The organism is Sporosarcina koreensis (assembly GCF_000826145.2).
Lineage (GTDB): Bacteria > Bacillota > Bacilli > Bacillales_A > Planococcaceae > Sporosarcina > Sporosarcina trichiuri.
On record NZ_LN651337.1, the window covers coordinates 499902 to 517133 of the forward strand.

Consider the following 17232-nt stretch of genomic DNA (forward strand, 5'->3'; position numbering starts at 1 on the left):
GGTGCATAAAAAAAGACTTGCCAGCCACCCCAAGTCCCTCTACTGTATAGGTGTCGAATCTAACAGGTGGAGGTAGGAAAGGATGCTAGCAATGTCTGAAGTTCATTGTATTAAAACACTACGAGATAATAAAGGATTGACGATATCTGAAATCGCCAGGACCATGTCGATCAATTGGCGGACCGCTAAGAAATATGCGGATGACAATCAACTACCCGAAATGAAAATAAAAAAACGAAGAGGAATGATGTATGAAAGCAAGTGGGGAGAAATTGTTGGCGACTGGCTGGAAGAGGTTGCAAGGGAAAGACGGAAAAGTCGGCGGACGAACAAGCAAATGCATCAGGAGTTGGTGGAGTTAGGATTTACAGGATCCTATCGGACCCTGTGTGACTTCATCAAAACTTGGCGAGCTTCCAACGACGAGAAAAGTTCGCCTGATACGGAAGCGGAGCGTTTGGAACATCCTCCTGGCAGGCGCAGGTTGATTTTGGAGTCATGGAAGCTGTCCAAGGGGGCGTCTATAAGGATGTTCGTGCATTGGTGATGTCCTACCCGGCAAGCAACGCAGCTTTTTGCGTACCAATGCCATCGGAAAATCAGGAGTGTTTCTTGAGCGGACTAAAGATGCTTTTTGAACAAGCGGGCGGTGTTCCGCTCAGTATCCGGATTGACAACTTATCTCCCGCCGTGAAGAAAGTGCGCGGCTCCCACGGAGAAGCAGAGTTGACGGATGGCTTCGCCGCTTTCCAGGCGTATTACGGATTTGACGTGCAGGTGTGCAATCCAAACAAAGGGAACGAAAAGGGACATGTGGAGCGGAAGGTAGGCTATGTACGCTACAACTTCTTCAGTGTCCCACCGATCATGATAGATTGGGACGATCTTCGATCGCAGCTGCTCAAAGTACTGACGAAGGACCGACAGCGACTCCATTATACAAAGCAGAAACTGATCGAAGAGCTGTGGCAGGAAGAAAGAAAAGTACTTCGGAAGCTGCCAGACGAGGATTATCCCGTATTCAAGCAAACAGACGCGTCTTTTAACAAGTACAGCGAATTTAAATTGGATAACCGTCTCATTCACGTGCCTGGCGCGAGGAAACATGCGAAGTTGACGTGTGTCGCCTACTGGGACATCTTCAAAATCATTACGGAAGATGGCGAAGTACTCCTGAGCGACCATAGGCCTTATCTAGAAAAACGACGCTTGATCCCCTGGTATGAGATTTTGAAAATCTGGCGCACTAAACCGAGGGTGGTCGAACATTCCTGCTATCGTCGGTATCTGCCGCCTCGCATACTGAACTACTTATCCGTCAAGGATGGGAGGCAGCGCCAGGAACGAATTGAACAGATGATTTCACTTTTGATCCAGCATGAAATGAATGAAATCGAAGAGCGTTTCTATGAGTTGATGACTGCTTCTCCAGCCCCCTCTCATCCGTACGATGTAGAGTGGTCTCAATATGATGCTTTACAGCCGGAGCAGCAGGAGGTCCAGTCATGAGAGAATCCATTGAGCAACTGTGCCGGCAACTACGGCTTGCCCACGTAGCCGATGGCTACGCCGACGTCCCGTTTACGACACCCGAAGAATTTGTACACGGTCTTCTGCTTAAAGAAAGAGATGGACGTGATCATGCCAAAGCATTTCGTAATATCAAGAAAGCACATTTTCTGGACGAGAAATCACTGGATAACTACCACTGGCACAAGGATATTCACTTTCCAGGACACTTGGATAAGGAGGAACTGTGCAATCTCACTTTCATCCGCAGGCAAGAGAATGTGATTCTGGTGGGAGCGCCTGGTACCGGCAAGACTCATTTGGCCACCGCCTTAGGCCGCGAGGCCTGTCTGAAGGGTTATGAAGTGCGCTTCTTTCGGGTGTCCCGGCTCGTGGAAGAATTGGAGTCCGCATTAGCGGCAAGGAAATTGAAAAACTTTCGCAGAAAGCTTGAAATGGTCGAGTTGATCATTCTGGATGAAATGGGGTATCTGCCTTTTGAAAAAGAAGGGAGCGAATTATTGTTTCAACTGATTTCAGAATGGTACGAGCAAAAGAGCTTGATTTTAACGTCAAATCTGGAGTTTAGTCAGTGGAACCGTATCTTTTCAGATTCTAGATTAACGGCAGCCATGGTGGATCGGTTGATCCATCATGCGCACATCATCTCCTATACAGGACAGAGTTTCCGGTTGACCAATGCTTTATCCAAAAGAATGTAAAATACTCGGGTGGCAACCCTCTGTATTTTTCATTGCAAATCTCTGCACTTTAAACTTGCAAAATACAATCCACGAATTAGAAGTTGAATTGGAAAGTCGAGAAGGTCTCCTGAATAGCTATAGGAATGAAAACTTTCGTTATAAAGATCAAGAAGGAAATGGTTTCAAATCTTCAAAAGAAGTTATCGATCATTTCTTTCAGTAAACTCGCATCCTTCGGGGTGCTTTTTCTATGCCAGAAAAAATCATAGCGTGCCTGTGCTTCATACAATTCAGACATAAACCAGTATATTGTCTGAATTTTTCGACGAACGAAAACTTAGCATATAGAGAAGGCGCAAGTCGGTAAGTAAGGAAAATTTGATTTTTAAAAACAGACCTGACTGATAGGCAGTCAAGTCCGTTTTTGTCAGTCCGCCGGCTTCGCAAAACTCTGCCGAACCATATAGAAGAAATACACGGCGCCAATGATGACAGCCGGCCCGGCAAGCGGTTGGATCATCGCAAGCACCGATGCTCTGAACAGAAGTGCCAGCAGCAGACCGATCACCGCCAACACGGCCAGAACAGCCGCGTGTACTTGGACGAAGGTAAGTAAAGACGCCGACGGACCCGTCAAGATGTACAGCGCATACAGACCGATGATCGCAAGCAGGCCGATCTGCAGCCCGACGGACGTGCCATGCAGGGAATCGAGCTGCATGACGTCAGCTTTCGACAAATCCTCAATAGACCCCAATGAGCGGCTTAGCTTCACTTTCCTGATTTCAGTGCCCATATAGCCGAGCCCAAGCAGCAGCAGGAGACCGAGATAGATCATTCGGCCCCGGCTGCTTTGTTTCAGTTCTTTCCAAGTCTCTTTCATAGGACAGCGACAACCTCCCCGGTGTGTTCGCAAGATGTTTTCAGCTTACCCGCCAGCGCGGAGAATTACAAGGGGAGCTTCGTCCAATAACTTACTTCTTCAGAGGCTCAATGTCGTACCCGTTCGTTTGCGGGGGAATCGACTTTGTGAACGCCTGGTCATGCGTGAGCGTCACTTGATCGCCGACCTTGAGGGACGACAGTTTCGCCGGATCGATCTGTTCCGTCAACACGACGACTTCCTGCTTCATGTCATCCATCATGACGGTCAGGCGGCCATCCTCGATCGCAGTGATCTTGCCGGTACTCTCGACGGCTGATTCAGGCTGTCCGGAAGGCTGGTATTCTGTGTCATACGGCGTGACCGGCACCTTCACATCCTGCTGGGGCATTTTGAGCAGGACGGACGAAAGCGCCTTATCGTCATCCATCTTTTTCACAGCGAAGACAAGAGTCCGAGGAGCCAGGTCCGCTGTGCAGGCATCTGGCAGCGGCTCGAAGCCGATCGTCAGCTGCTGACCATCCAATTCCATCGTATCCGGTTTGTGCGGGCAGCTGCTGGACTCCTGAAGGCTCACGAACAGGATGGATTGATCGGACAGGTCGATGTCCGGGCGTTCGCCTTCCATACCGTACGCTTCCCAGGCGTGTTCATAGGCTTTGTTCTCATCCGCCAATTCAGCCAAAAAGCCCTTCGGCTCCTCGGCATTGCTGCGATCCTCGAACCCTGGCGGCAATGTCGGCTCCGACGCTGCCAGGCTGGCCGTCTCTTCAGGTGCTGCTGACCCGCCGTTGTTTTCATTCGTTCCATTTCCATCATCTTTACCTTGCCCGCAAGCCGCCAACGCAGCAGCTGTCAAGACGAGCAAGGCAATCATCATCAGTTTCCTCATGATTTATCACTCCTTCAGCTGAATGAGACGGGTGAAGGCGAGGGGAAGTTACAGAAATGGACAAAAAGAAACCTGCCTTTTGTGCAAGTCTTGGCAAAGACCAGCACAAAAGGCAATTTATCAATACGTCCCAGGCAGGAATAGGGTATTCATTACCTGTACACAATGAAGTTAATAAACAAATCAGAATATTTTCAAATTCGTGATACATAGGCAGATGTAACTTTATGTCCCATTCGGTCGCAGACTCATGACGGAGTTGAAGGTTTTATAGATGTTGTGCAGTGTGGAAGGGGGAATGCCGGGTTTGCCATCCAACCGGCGGCCGGACTTCTGCAATTATCGAAGAAGTGAACCATGTCCATCTTAGGGATTACGGTCATCTTGTAATTTGACAAAGCGGTGAGGACGCGGGCTTTGATGCAGCTAATATTTTCATCCTTGGAAGGGGAGCGAAGGTCGTATCCGAATACTTGTTTCTCCACATGGCGAAAAATCCTTTGAATGTGAGGTCCTTTTATTCACCAAATTAGAGCTCCTTATTGTTCTGCAGCTCGGTTTCAAATAAAGTGAGCTGCTTAGCAGCATTTGTTTTGTCCCGTGCCGAAACAGTTGTTGTTTTCTGTTGACGTTTACCTCCTCTAGTTGCCATGTCCGCGATAAGACGTAATATATCTTTTATATTTCGACTGCCCTTCCCATCTAATATCTCGCCTGAGTAGAATGAATGTTCTTTTTCAGGGCAAATGAAAACCCACCTTATCTAAAGATGAGTTTTATTGATTAAACAATCCATAATTACTAGAGTTAATATACTCGCCAAACTTTTCAAGAGTTATGATATCTAGTTCCTCGGGGAGATATTCTTGAATAACTTTTTCATGCTCTTCTTCAAACTCCGTATTATTAATTACAATCTTGAAGTTCGAAATATCAATATCACTATTGGTGATTTCATGCTCTAAATCAAACAGATACGATTTAAATTCTTTGTAAAAACGGTTTGCCTGCTTATATTCAAATGAAAAACCTTTTATGTAATTCATTTGACCATTTAAGCTTACTTTAAAATCGTACGGTGGATCAAAAAACACATCCTTACTCGAAGAGTTAATTAAGTCATCTTTGTAAGCACTAGATTTTATAATTTTCCTAGCCAGTGCTTGAACGCGTTGATGATTCATTCTTTGACTTTTTGGCTTATCGAAATAAAGATACATATCAGCAATATCTTCTATTGCTTTATCTAAATTGTCACATGTCTCATAAACACTAACATCACTAAATTGAATTTGGTTAACATAGTTTTTAATTTTACTTTTCAAGAGGGAGTTGCTGAATAACTTTTTATCCTCATATTCCTCGACCCCGTCTAGATAATCGGAAGAAAAATCATACTTCAAAGATTCAAAAACAGCATGAATCATATCCGCTTCTACTTCATCATCAAAATTTCTTATTCGTTTCATGTTTTTTGAATCATAAAACCCTAAAAGGCCTTCAGAAGGAAGATGATAAGCGAAACCAACGTTAACTTTTTCCCCTCTAAGAAGCGATGGCACGTACCTGCAAATTGAAAAAAAGATCGTTGTTTTCATTTCATATCACTCCTTTCCATTGAGGGCACTGATTTTGTATGCATCTGAAAATTTCGTTTACGTTATTAATTCTATGCAAGATAAATCGCTTCAATGCGTCCGCATCGTCAGGTAACAGCTTCCATTCTAAAGGAACAGAGTCAATTATGTAAGTGACATCTTGCTCAGTTAAAAATGAAAGTCGTGCTTTTATTTTGCTAAAAGGATCGTTACCTTTGACATAGCGTAGCATCATTTTGTAATATTTCTGATGGAAATTATCAATTAAGTATACCCGCTCCGAATTGATTCTATCCAATGAATGCACATCCCATAATAAACCATCCTTAAAAACATGAGAATGGTCAATTGCATATATCTTTTTTTCTTTGAAGTTAATTAGCAGATTACCATCATTAGTAGCACGATCATTATTGTAGATAATTTGATCAAAAAGGATAATAGAAGGTATATCATCAGTATTCTTAATTCTCTCCAGTAAGGGAGGAGTGATATTAGGCTGAGCTGGCTCAATAAGTTTACTGCCATATAATAAGTTTGATTTTATGTTTCTTTCTTTGAGTTCAGGCACTGAATCTATTATTGATTGATCCATTCTTATCAGGGATGCATCAGGTGAAGGGACATGCAAAAATTGGGCTAAACAATTACAAACGTATTCATTTATTAGATGCTTATTTTCGAATTCCTCATCAAATATCTTAGCCACATAGGCTTCATTCCCGCAGTTTACGATAAATGGTCGGGTATTACCGATAGGAACTGATCCATGGTAGTTTGTCGCATTTATTTCATTTAGAACATCCATGTATATTCGCTCCCAACAATATAAGTATTCTCACTCAATCCACTCAAAATTCCCCAACTTCCCACCATACGAAGCAATCACATCCACCTTATGATGAAAGTTCAGCTCCATTCAATAGTGAGCAAACTCGTCCGCCACTAGAAAGTAGTCGGCGATTTCTGAGATCAGCATAGCCTCGTTTAATGCAGCCTCATAAACGTCGCAGATGAATCGCTCAGGCATGAGCAAGTAAGCGGCCATCCGTTTGGCCTGAGCTTCTTGCTTATGGATGACTGTCTCACTGCTGGTTAGCTGCAAGATCTGGTTAGCGTACACATGGTAAAACTCTTCGGCCAGCAGCAGCTTCTGCATGACCGGGTTCTGTTCCTTTTTTATAAAGAGCGTCCTCCATCTGCCGCGATGATAAAATATAGAGTAGGCTTCATAAAAAGTGAGATTCTTAGTTACTGCCACTTTAAAGTAGGTGCAAGTTCCTTGGTAACATACTACCATTTAAAAACTACTAATTCCACCCAGTATTTGAATTACGATGAAATATACAACCGCAAAAACCCCCTCGCAACAAATTACGTTGCGAGGGGGTTTACATACGTCCCAGGCAGGAATCGAACCTGCGACCCACAGCTTAGGAGGCTGTTGCTCTATCCCCTGAGCTACTGAGACATTGTGAAAGAACTCTATCAGTATACGGTATTCCGGCGGGGCGGGCAAGTATTTGTGTGAATCCGGTGCAGGCGGTCGGATTGTTTTATTATTTAGATGTTAAAGAGTATACTGATAGATGAAGTACATACTTGTAATGGAGGCGATTCTGTTGAAGCGATTGGAGAACAAAGTAGCTGTTGTGACAGGTGCAGGATCCGGTCTTGGCCGGGAGATCGCGGAATTGTACGCGCGGGAAGGTGCGAAAGTGGTCATTGCGGATATGAACATGGAGGGCGCTGAAGAGACCGTAAAAACAATTGAAGCAGCAGGCGGGTCTGCACTTGCGGTGAAGACGAACGTCACGGCGGAAGAGGATATCCAGAACATGATCGATACGGCTGTCGAGACATTCGGCACGCTCGATATCCTCGTCAACAATGCCGGCATTATGGACAACATGTTTTCGGCTGCGACGATCACCGATGATGTATGGGACAAAGTCATCGCCATTAACACGACAGGCGTCATGCGGGCGACCCGAAAGGCGCTGTCCATCTTTGAAGAAAAGCAATCGGGCGTCATTGTCAACATGGCCTCCATTTCCGCAGTGACCGGAGGGCGAGGAGGGCTCGCGTACACAGCATCCAAGCATGCGGTGGCGGGGATGACGAAAAACGTTGCATCGCATTATGGACACTTGAATATCCGCTGTAATGCCATCGCGCCGGCCTCTGTGCCGACCAATATAACGAACAACCTCGTGCAGCCGGACAAGCATGGTATGGAGCAGGCGATGAAAGGCGTTCCTCAGCTGAGCCGTCCGGGTACAAAGGAAGAGATTGCAAACATTGCGCTGTTCCTCGCATCAGACGAGTCTTCCTATGTCAATGGCGTCATCATGCAGGCGGACAACGGCTGGTCCGCGTACTGATCTGTACAATAGGCTGCCTCGGCGATTCATTGCCGGAGCAGTCTTCTTACGTTTTTAAGGCACATCCATTTACATGGGCAACCAGCGGGTGTATACTTAAATAGTTAGATAGGATAACTAATTAAAGGGAGGGAGCCCATTGCATCTGGCGCATCAGTTTTTCAGGAGCTATATCAAACTGTACCGGCCGGTCGTCAACCAGGTCAATAAGCTGCTCGCGCGTTTCGACCTCCATACGGCCCAGTGGACAGTGCTCAGCCTGCTGTCGCGGGAAGGGGAGATGACGTCGGCGGAAATTGCGGAGTACCAGATGATCGAAAAGCCGTCTGTTGCAAAAACCGTCAAACGGCTCCATGAACTCGGGCATCTCGACGTGACGCCGGGTGAGGACAAACGGGAGAAACGGCTGAAATTATCCGGGGATGGGGAGACTCTTGTCCAGGAGATCCTGTCCGAGCTGCAGCCTCTGTACGACGAGCTGCTGGCCGGCATCCCGAAAGAGGACATCGAGCGTGCTGTCGGGCTGCTCGACGAAACATATGCAAATCTTATGAACTAATGGAGTGGTGACAATATGGAAGGAAAACAAAATCTCTGGACGAAGGACTTCATCTTTATATCCATCATCAACTTTTTCCTCATGCTCGTCATGTACATGCTCATGGTGACCATGGCGCCGTATGCGGTCGATGAATACGGCGCGTCCGCCAGCATGGCCGGACTCGTCTCCGGGATCTTCATCATCGGGACGCTGCTGGCACGTCTCGGCACGGGACGGGTCATCGAAAGCGTCGGCAGCCGGAAGATCCTGCTGATCGGCATGATGCTGTCGGTAATTGCGGTAGGTCTTTACTTCACGGCCACCAACCTCGTGCTGCTCATGATCATCCGCTTCATCCACGGGATGGGACTCGGGATTGCGTCGACGGCGACCGGTACGATGATTGCGCAGATCATCCCTCCGATGCGGAGAGGTGAGGGGATCGGCTATTTCAGTATGAGTACGGTGCTCGCGACAGCGATCGGGCCGTTCTTCGGCATCTACCTGAGCCAGCATGTCGAGTTCAAATGGCTGTTCGCCTTCGCGCTCGGTCTCGGCATCATCGGTCTGTTCATGTTCTTCTTTGTGGAAAGACGTCCGGAAGAAGAAGGCCATGAAGTGGTCGAGGATGAAAACGCGCCGAAAGGCATTGCGAACTATATCGAAAAACGCGCCATTCCGATCGGCATCATCACGCTGCTGGCCGGTGTCGGATATTCGGGCGTCCTGTCGTTCCTGTCATTTTTCGCGAAAGAGGCGAACCTGGTGAACGCGGCCAGCTTCTTCTTCCTCGTGTATGCACTGGCTATCCTCGTCTCCCGTCCGTTCTCCGGCAAACTGCTGGACCGGAAAGGCGGTACGTTCGTCGTCCTGCCGTCCCTCGTTCTGTTTGCTGTCGGTCTGTTCGTCCTGAGCGGGACGACGAGCGGGATTGTCCTGCTGATTGCCGGTGCCATCATCGGCTTAGGGTTCGGGAACTTCCAATCGTGTGCACAGGCGATTGCACTGATTGGGGTGCCGATTAAACGGATCGGAATCGCGACCTCGACGTTCTACATCTTCCTCGATTTCGGATTTGGTTTCGGACCGTACTTCCTCGGCGGCATCGCGACGTCTTACGGGTACCGGGATCTCTACCTGGTACTGGCCGGTCTGATTGTTGTGGCCCTTGTGCTGTATCTGCTGATCGCCCGGAAGAAACGTCCGGCCCTGCAGCCGGAATAACGAAAAGCCCTTTGGATTCCGTCAGCGGATCCAAAGGGCTTTTGGTCTTCTCAGGCAGGGGAGCGGTCGAACGCAAGGAACCGTGTGCCCTGGAATGTGAGATGACCGATGTCACCTTCCGCAATCTGCCCATATTGCCTGCCGTCGACGCTGAATTCCTGCCGGTCGCCGCTTTCGAATTCGAACGTTACATAGTAATACGTGTGGGACATGGTATCATGTCCGCCTCCGGAAACCTCGGTCCGCTTCGTCTTCGCATGCGCAGCCACTGTCATCCGGGGTGACTGATTGTTCGTATTCCATTCACTGATGTTTTTCACAGCGACAAAGAGGATAACTCCTATAACAATGACAAAGACTATGCCAACCAGCACGGGTACTATGTTGAAAGCTGCTGTTTCAAACGGGGCCATGCCCATCATGCCACCCCTCCCTTTCTCTTTCCATTGTATACGGACCGCCATGCAAACGGTTGCATGGATTTCCAGAAAAAATTTTGATCGAAATGCTTTGCAACGGAAAGACGAGTATGCTATTCTATGAGTACTTTACCACACTAAAGCGATGAAGCGGAGGAGAACCAGATGAATTTCAAGAAGATGAAAATGCTGCTGGCAGGCGCCGGGATCATAGCCGTCCTTGCAGGATGCGGGGCACAGAAGGATGCGGCAGGAGATAGCGATGAGCTGGTGATCGGCGTCGACGACAAGTTCGCACCGATGGGGTTCCGGGATGAGAACAACGAACTGACCGGATTCGATATCGACTATGCGAAAGCGGCTGCCGAGCACATGGGCATGAAGGCGAAATTCCAGCCGATCGACTGGAAAGCGAAAGAGACCGAGCTGAGCAGCGGCCGCATCGACCTCATCTGGAACGGTTATACGATCACCGATGAACGGAAGAAGAAAGTGCTGTTCACCAAACCCTATTTGAGCAACGCGCAAGTCGTCGCCGTGCTGAAAGACTCCGACATCCAGTCGCTCGCCGATCTGGAAGGGAAGACTGTCGGGCTGCAGGCACTGTCTTCGGCGTCCGATGCGCTCGAAGCGAATCCGATCGCCGACAAAGTGAAGAACAAGACGGAGTTCGCGGATAACGTCCTCGCCCTGTCCGATCTGAAGAGCAAGCGGGTGGATGCGGTCATCATCGATGAAGTCGTCATCGATTACTATATGTCGAAAGAAGAAGGAACGTTCCAAGTGCTCGATGAAACACTCGCTCCTGAAGAATACGGGGTCGGTGTGAAGAAAGGGAACGAGGAACTGCTCGAGAAGCTGCAGAAAGCGCTCGATACGATGAACGACGACGGCACGGCCGCCAAAATTTCCGAAACGTGGTTCGGGGAGAACAAAGTCCTGGACTGATGAAGAGGTTCCAGTCTGCTTGGAGGGAATGACATGTCACCAGATTATCTGTTATCCATACTGAAACCGATGCTGCAAGGGGCGCAGGCGACAATCCTGCTGTTCTTCATCGCCATCATCGCGTCCATTCCGCTCGGTTTCCTTCTGACACTCGCTGTACGAAGTTCGTTCAAGCCGCTGTCGTGGCTGGCGAACGTCTATATCTATCTCATGCGGGGCACCCCGCTCCTGCTGCAGCTGCTGTTCTTCGTGTTCGGGCTGCCGCTCATCCCGGTCATCGGAGACTACCTCGTCATCGACCGGTTCGCCGCCGCGGCGCTTGCGTTCATCCTGAACTATGCCGCGTACTTCGCGGAAATCTTCCGCGGCGGGCTGCTGTCGATCGACAAAGGGCAGTATGAGGCCGCACAGGTGCTCGGTCTGAACAAATGGCAGACGACGACACGCATCGTGATCCCGCAGATGATCCGTATTGCACTGCCGGCACTCGCGAACGAATCGGTGACCCTCGTGAAGGATACGGCGCTGCTGTATGCGGTCGCCGTGCCGGAACTGCTGCACTTCGCACAGACAGCGGTCAACCGGGACTTCACGATCGTGCCGTTTGTGCTGGCAGGGATCATCTACCTGCTGATCACTGCGATGCTGACGGTCGTCTTCAAGTGGCTCGAGAGACGGTTCCATTATGTATGAGGAAGGTGAACAGCGATGGCTTTGATAGAAGTGACGGATATGCGGAAATCGTTCGGGGAGACGGAAGTTCTGAAGCAGATCACGTTTACAGTGGAGAAAAACGAAGTGGTGGCCGTCATCGGTCCGTCCGGCAGCGGGAAGAGTACCATGCTGCGGAGCCTGGCACACCTCGAGGAGATTGAAGGGGGGACCATCCGGATCGGCGGGCAGGCGCTCGTCGAAAACGGAGACTATGCAAAACCTGCAGACATCCGCACGATCGGACGGCGGATCGGGATGGTGTTCCAGCACTTCAACCTGTTCCCTCATATGACCGTGAAGCAGAACCTCGCGCTGGCCCCCCGGCTCGTCAAAGGGGAACCGAAGGAGAAACTTGCGGGCCGGATCACGGAGCTGCTGGCGAAGGTCGGTCTGGCGGATAAAGCCGATGCCTATCCGGCGAACTTGTCAGGCGGTCAGAAGCAGCGCGTAGCCATCGCCCGCGCGCTCATGATGGAGCCGGAGATCCTGCTGTTCGACGAACCGACATCCGCCCTTGACCCGGAGCTGACAGGGGAAGTGCTCGCCGTCATTAAGAAGCTCGCGGAAGAGGAGATGACGATGATCGTCGTGACGCACGAAATGTCGTTTGCGAAAGATGTCGCTTCAAAAGCGCTGTTCATGGCGGACGGCCACATTGTCGAAGAAGGCGATCCTGCCGTATTGTTAACAAATCCGACACAAGAACGCACGAAAGCGTTCCTGGCGCGCACATTGGGCTGATCCCCATTGGCCGCGCCTTTTTTGTTGTGGTAGACTGGAAGGGTACGGCAAATTGCACAAAACGGAGTGAGAGCTTTGAAAGAAACGACGACTTTGCAGCCCCCTATAAAGAAACGCAATTACAGACCATTCATCACGATCACGTCCATTATACTGATCGGCGCGATCGGCATACTGGCCGGCATCCCGGGTCAGAAGGATTTCGACGCATTTGACATTACGATCCTTCCGATGCTGAATGCAATCTTCAATACGTTCACCTTCCTGTTCCTTGTCGGTGCGCTGATCGCCATCAAGAAGCGGAACATTACCCTACATAAAGGGTTCATCTACGCGGCATTCGTTACGACATTCTTCTTCCTGATCACATATGTCATGTACCATTTCCTTGCTGAATCGACATCGTTCGGCGGCAGCGGGTTCCTGGCAGGGTTCTATTACTTCATCCTGTTCAGCCATATCGTTCTAGCGGCAGCCATCGTCCCGCTTGCGCTGACGAGTGTGGCGCGTGCCTGGAACGGGGAAGTCGAACGGCACCGCAAAATCGTTCGCTGGACGATGCCGATCTGGCTCTACGTCAGCTTCACCGGCGTCCTCGTCTATGTCCTGATTTCGCCATACTATTGAATGGCCGGCCGGCGCAATGAGCTGCGCCGGTTTTTGTATGCGGATTTTTGTCTTGTATAAGAGGGCAGGGCTCATAAAAAGAGGGATTGCGCTCATAAATCAGAAAGTGTGCTCATAAAAACCGGTTTCCGCTCATAAAACGGCCAAAGTGATCGTAAAACATAGAATGTGATCATAACTGAAGCATGAGCGCTCATAACCGGCGGCAGACCGCTCATAAACCTCCTGATGCGAGTGCGGATAGGCCGAACCTTTTCTGCTCGGCGGAAACTTCCGGTAAGCGTCACAGAGCAGCCGCGGACATCCATAGAGAAAAGACAGGCAGCGGACATGTACGTGTGTCCGCTGCCTGTCTCTGTCGTCTTATTTCAGTTCCTGATAGGACTTCATGAACCGGCCGCTCTCTTTCACTTCAGCGTGATAGAGCGCCTTCAGGGCGTAGGCCCGTTCGAGTTCGTGTTCCTTCATGATCGTATTCAGCCGCTTCGTCAGTTCGGGTTCCTGTTTGACGAGCTTGGCCATCTTCTGCTGGTTGTATTGCATGATCCGCTTCCTCCGTTCGTCGTATCCATACGACCAGTATAGCATGGAAAGCACCCTTTCAGCTTGCGAAAGGGTGCACTTGTGGATCTTAAAGAAGTGTCCGGTTGTATTCATCGAGTCCCGTATCCCGGCGCGGGTAGTCCCCATCTACGAGGACGAGGATCTTGCCTTCGTTGAACCGCTCATTGTACTGATGGGCTTCCTCCTCCGGGATGCCCATGCCGATCAATGCACCTGCCAGACCGCCGACGCCTGCGCCTGCGGCAGCTCCCGTGATGCCGGCGACAATCGGTCCGGCCGCGATGATGGGGCCGACTCCGGGAATGGCAAGGGCTCCGATACCGGCAAGCACCCCGCCAAGTCCGCCGAGCACCCCGCCCGTCGCAGCACCGGTTGCCGCGCCGTCTGTTGCATGGGTTCCGGTTTCTTCCACAACCGTTTCGGCGGGCTCGCGCTCTTTACTGATCACGGAAATTTCGTCTGAATTGTACCCCTGGCGTTTCAGATCTTCGATGGCTAGGATCGCATCGTTTTCATTGTTATAATATCCGACTACTTGACGTTTCACCATATTGCAGCGCCTCCTGGTTCGTGAATGTATTTTGATTGCTAGTTTCAGATTACCCTCGCCGTGGCTTCCGAAACATGGTGCTGGCGAGATGGAGGGAAGGCGCAGCCGGCATCTATGGTAGAGAACCTGGAGGTCGGCAGACAGAAAAAAGTCCATGTTTCACTTGGTTGAGAGAGGGAATAACTCCAAGAAAGATTTTCTAGGGGGAACTTACATATGGATCAATCTGACACGCATCAGAAACGAAGGAAACTGGCGAAGACTCTCAAACCGTCATGGGTGTTCGCCATCGCACTCGGCTCGTCCGTCGGATGGGGGGCGTTCATCCTGCCCGGGGACTGGATCGGTGAATCCGGGCCGCTCGGAGCTATCATCGGCCTGCTGATCGGGGCCCTTGTCATGATGGTGATCGCTTCGAGTTACGGCGTGATGATCAAGAAATTCCCGGTTTCCGGAGGCGGTTTTACATATGCGTTCATCGCAGCCGGCAAAGTGTGGGCGTTCATCTGCGGATGGTTCCTGTCACTCGGCTATATTTCGATCGTTGCTCTGAATGCGTCAGCATTCTCCCTGCTGCTGAAATTCCTGGCACCAAGCTTCATGAAACAGATGTACTTATACAGTATCGCCGGCTGGGATGTCTATCTGCCGGAAGTGATCATCTCCTCTATCATCATCCTGCTGTTTGCCGTCGTCAATTCGACGGGAACGGATATCTCCGGAAGGATCCAGTTCTACTTCAGCGTCTTCCTCGTTGCAGGAGTTTTCATCCTCGGGGCGTTCACGTATGGGGTTGCAGATAACCCGATCGATAACATGAAACCGCTGTTCAGCGGGGAGCAGTCGATCCTGACATCGATCTTGGTCATCCTGGCGATTGCGCCATGGGCCTATGTCGGTTTCGACAATGTTCCGCAGGCGGCGGAGGAATTCAATTTCTCGCCGCGGAAAGCGACGATGCTGATTGTGGCTTCGCTGTTCACCTCGTTCCTCATCTATGCCGTGATGATCGGGCTGACCGCCTGGACATTCCCGGCCGGATCGATTGCGGACGGTGATCTGTGGCTCACCGGACAGGTCGTCAATTCGGCGCTCGGCCAGATCGGACTGATTGTCATGGCGGTCGCCATCATGATGGGGATCTTCACAGGACTCAACGGGTTCTATATGTCATCCAGCCGTCTGCTGTTCTCGATGGCGCGCGCACGGGCGCTGCCTGATATGTTCCGCACGATTTCGAAGAAGAACCAGACACCGGTCTGGGGCATCTGGTTCGTGACTCTGATCACGCTTCCGACGCCTTGGTTCGGCCGCCAGGCACTCTCCTGGATCGTCGACATGTCCGCAACAGGCGTCTCGGTCGCTTATCTGTTCACGTGCATTGCGGCCTACAAAGTGCTTGCATGGGGGGCAGAGGAAGCGAACCGTGAAATCGCACCCGTCAAGAAAGCATTGGCACTGTTCGGCATCATCGCGAGCGCCGTATTCCTGCTCCTGCTGCTTGTGCCGCTCTCACCGGCTTCCCTGACTACGCCATCGTATGTGCTGCTTGTCAGCTGGGCTGTGCTCGGAATCGGCTTCTATCTGGTCATCCAGAAGAAATATAACAGTCTCACGCAGGAAGAAACGGAATACTATATGCTTGGGAAGACGATCGAATCGGAAATCGATACGACGGTGGAAGTCCAGACAGCACCACCGGAGACGACGAAGATACCGCCGTCCGATCCTGGTCTGTCCACATAACGAAAACAATATGCAGCATGCCCGTCTAGTCCTATCGGGCATGCTGTTTTTTCATATATTCACTAGGCATTTAGTATGTTTTCACTTGCTTCTGATGGGATAAATCGATTACAATGGAGAACAAAGTCATTTATCATGGATACGAAATTAGGACGGAGGCTTGAGGATGGGATGCAGAGCAGCATGCATCGTGACGGACTTGACATTTGAAGTCAACGTGCCGGATGCAAAGGAACGCGAAATGGTCGCTGGCCATATGGAGCGTCTGAACACACTCGGGTCGTTATCAGGGGACCCGGACATTATTGCAGTGAACGAGGCAGGGCTGCATGATCTGGCGGATTTTGCGAACGATTATCTGGGGGACAGCGATATGGTTTTCCGGATTGCCGGGGAAGAAAAATGGCGTCCATTTTCAGAAACGGACCGTGTCTTCACTTCTTTATGGATCGACGAACTGATCCAGCAGGAGAGACTTATTTCCTACTATCAGCCGATTGTCGATGGTGATCGTCAAATATACGGATACGAACTGCTGGCCCGCTTCCTGACGCCGGAAGGGGAGATGATCTTTCCGAATGAGGCGTTCGCAGCAGCCCGTAACCGGGGCAGATTGTATGCGCTGGATCGGCTTTGCCGGATTACGGCGGTCCGGCATGCGGCGCCCTTGGTCGATCTGAAGGCATTCATCAACTTCGTCCCGACGTCGATCTATTCGCCGGAGTTCTGTCTGCAGTCCACCGTCGCGGTCGCCAATCAATTCAACATCGATCCGAAACAGCTCGTCTTCGAAGTGGTGGAGACCGATCACGTGGACGACGTGGAGCATCTGAAAAGTATTCTGCGTTACTATCGTGACAAAGGATTCCATTATGCGCTGGATGATGTCGGGGAAGGGTACAGTACCGTCGAGATGCTGACGGATCTGAGACCGCATTACATGAAGCTGGACCGTTCTTTTGTGGACGGTGTGGCGGAAGACGAAAAGAAGCAGCAGACGGCGCTCAAGTTCCTTGAGAAAGCAGGGGAGAGCGGTTCCGTCCCGCTGGCCGAAGGAATCGAGCGGGAAGAGGATTTCAAGTGGCTGAAAGAGAAGGGGTATCAGCTGTTCCAAGGGTATTATTTTGGAAAACCGGCGCCCTCTCCTTTATAATCAAGACAAACCGAGGGACCGCATGCGATGCGGTC

At 50.3% G+C, this 17232-nt stretch carries 20 protein-coding genes and 1 tRNA gene; 12 read left to right on the plus strand and 9 right to left on the minus strand.

The features are described from left to right. Window positions 1–91: 91 nt before the first annotated feature. From BN1190_RS15225 to istB, 3 genes are read left to right on the plus strand one after another with little or no spacing between them, the layout of a single operon-like run. A complete protein-coding gene (locus tag BN1190_RS15225; protein WP_244898699.1) occupies window positions 92–547 on the plus strand; it encodes a hypothetical protein in 456 nt (151 codons plus the stop codon). Next, window positions 499–1509 carry an IS21 family transposase gene (locus BN1190_RS08145; RefSeq protein ID WP_244898700.1) on the plus strand — a complete coding sequence of 337 codons (1011 nt, stop codon included), beginning with the start codon at window positions 499–501 and terminating at the stop codon, window positions 1507–1509. The genes BN1190_RS15225 and BN1190_RS08145 overlap by 49 nt, the downstream gene beginning before the upstream one ends. Then, complete coding sequence (istB, locus tag BN1190_RS08150; RefSeq protein ID WP_040286448.1) at window positions 1506–2231, plus strand: IS21-like element helper ATPase IstB; 726 nt, start codon at window positions 1506–1508, stop codon at window positions 2229–2231. Before BN1190_RS08145 ends, istB begins: the two co-directional genes overlap by 4 nt. Before the next feature lie 409 nt (window positions 2232–2640). Here the strand turns inward: istB and BN1190_RS08155 are convergent, their stop codons facing one another. The 6 genes from BN1190_RS08155 to BN1190_RS08180 form a co-directional block, all read right to left on the minus strand. Beyond that, window positions 2641–3096, minus strand: coding sequence for a hypothetical protein (locus tag BN1190_RS08155; RefSeq protein WP_040286449.1), 456 nt, complete (start codon window positions 3094–3096; stop codon window positions 2641–2643). A 91-nt stretch (window positions 3097–3187) separates the two neighbouring features. Further along, a complete protein-coding gene (locus BN1190_RS08160) occupies window positions 3188–3988 on the minus strand; it encodes a hypothetical protein (protein WP_040286450.1) in 801 nt (266 codons plus the stop codon). A 776-nt stretch (window positions 3989–4764) separates the two neighbouring features. Beyond that, window positions 4765–5586, minus strand: a complete 822-nt coding sequence (locus BN1190_RS08165) for a DUF3037 domain-containing protein (RefSeq protein WP_040286451.1) — start codon at window positions 5584–5586, stop codon at window positions 4765–4767. A 1-nt stretch (window position 5587) separates the two neighbouring features. After that, entirely contained in the window at window positions 5588–6394 is an 807-nt protein-coding gene (locus BN1190_RS08170; RefSeq protein WP_040286452.1) for a HipA family kinase, read from the minus strand. 111 nt (window positions 6395–6505) lie between these two features. Beyond that, entirely contained in the window at window positions 6506–6886 is a 381-nt protein-coding gene (locus BN1190_RS15320) for an ImmA/IrrE family metallo-endopeptidase (RefSeq protein ID WP_082023317.1), read from the minus strand. A gap of 98 nt (window positions 6887–6984) precedes the next feature. Further along, window positions 6985–7057 (minus strand) — tRNA-Arg (locus BN1190_RS08180). Window positions 7058–7208: 151 nt separating this feature from the next. Here BN1190_RS08180 and BN1190_RS08185 point away from each other — a divergent pair. The 3 genes from BN1190_RS08185 (at window position 7209) to BN1190_RS08195 (ending at window position 9735) form a co-directional block, all read left to right on the plus strand. Next, window positions 7209–7970, plus strand: a complete 762-nt coding sequence (locus tag BN1190_RS08185; RefSeq protein WP_082023380.1) for a glucose 1-dehydrogenase — start codon at window positions 7209–7211, stop codon at window positions 7968–7970. 139 nt (window positions 7971–8109) lie between these two features. Beyond that, on the plus strand, window positions 8110–8529 hold the full coding sequence (locus tag BN1190_RS08190) for a MarR family winged helix-turn-helix transcriptional regulator (protein ID WP_040286454.1): 420 nt from the start codon (window positions 8110–8112) through the stop codon (window positions 8527–8529). Between the two features lie 15 nt (window positions 8530–8544). Further along, window positions 8545–9735, plus strand: a complete 1191-nt coding sequence (locus BN1190_RS08195; RefSeq protein WP_040286455.1) for an MFS transporter — start codon at window positions 8545–8547, stop codon at window positions 9733–9735. Between the two features lie 50 nt (window positions 9736–9785). Here BN1190_RS08195 and BN1190_RS08200 read toward each other — a convergent pair whose 3' ends face one another. Then, window positions 9786–10157 carry a DUF2500 domain-containing protein gene (locus BN1190_RS08200; RefSeq protein ID WP_040286456.1) on the minus strand — a complete coding sequence of 124 codons (372 nt, stop codon included), beginning with the start codon at window positions 10155–10157 and terminating at the stop codon, window positions 9786–9788. Between the two features lie 162 nt (window positions 10158–10319). On the opposite strand from BN1190_RS08200, the gene BN1190_RS08205 reads away from it, so the two are divergent. From BN1190_RS08205 to BN1190_RS08220, 4 genes are all read left to right on the plus strand, one after another. Beyond that, window positions 10320–11102, plus strand: a complete 783-nt coding sequence (locus BN1190_RS08205; RefSeq protein WP_244898701.1) for an amino acid ABC transporter substrate-binding protein — start codon at window positions 10320–10322, stop codon at window positions 11100–11102. A gap of 33 nt (window positions 11103–11135) precedes the next feature. Beyond that, a complete protein-coding gene (locus BN1190_RS08210; protein ID WP_040286457.1) occupies window positions 11136–11795 on the plus strand; it encodes an amino acid ABC transporter permease in 660 nt (219 codons plus the stop codon). 15 nt (window positions 11796–11810) lie between these two features. Continuing rightward, on the plus strand, window positions 11811–12557 hold the full coding sequence (locus BN1190_RS08215) for an amino acid ABC transporter ATP-binding protein (protein WP_040286458.1): 747 nt from the start codon (window positions 11811–11813) through the stop codon (window positions 12555–12557). Window positions 12558–12632: 75 nt separating this feature from the next. Further along, window positions 12633–13184, plus strand: coding sequence for a DUF420 domain-containing protein (locus BN1190_RS08220; RefSeq protein ID WP_052461763.1), 552 nt, complete (start codon window positions 12633–12635; stop codon window positions 13182–13184). Window positions 13185–13547: 363 nt separating this feature from the next. Here the strand turns inward: BN1190_RS08220 and BN1190_RS08225 are convergent, their stop codons facing one another. After that, entirely contained in the window at window positions 13548–13772 is a 225-nt protein-coding gene (locus tag BN1190_RS08225; protein WP_338066431.1) for a hypothetical protein, read from the minus strand. A gap of 43 nt (window positions 13773–13815) precedes the next feature. Then, window positions 13816–14298 (minus strand): general stress protein, encoded by a 483-nt coding sequence (locus BN1190_RS08230; RefSeq protein WP_052461764.1) that lies wholly within the window; start codon window positions 14296–14298, stop codon window positions 13816–13818. Window positions 14299–14514: 216 nt separating this feature from the next. On the opposite strand from BN1190_RS08230, the gene BN1190_RS08235 reads away from it, so the two are divergent. Continuing rightward, window positions 14515–16044, plus strand: coding sequence for an APC family permease (locus BN1190_RS08235; protein ID WP_040286460.1), 1530 nt, complete (start codon window positions 14515–14517; stop codon window positions 16042–16044). A gap of 166 nt (window positions 16045–16210) precedes the next feature. Beyond that, window positions 16211–17197 carry an EAL domain-containing protein gene (locus BN1190_RS08240; RefSeq protein ID WP_040286461.1) on the plus strand — a complete coding sequence of 329 codons (987 nt, stop codon included), beginning with the start codon at window positions 16211–16213 and terminating at the stop codon, window positions 17195–17197. Window positions 17198–17232 lie beyond the last annotated feature (35 nt).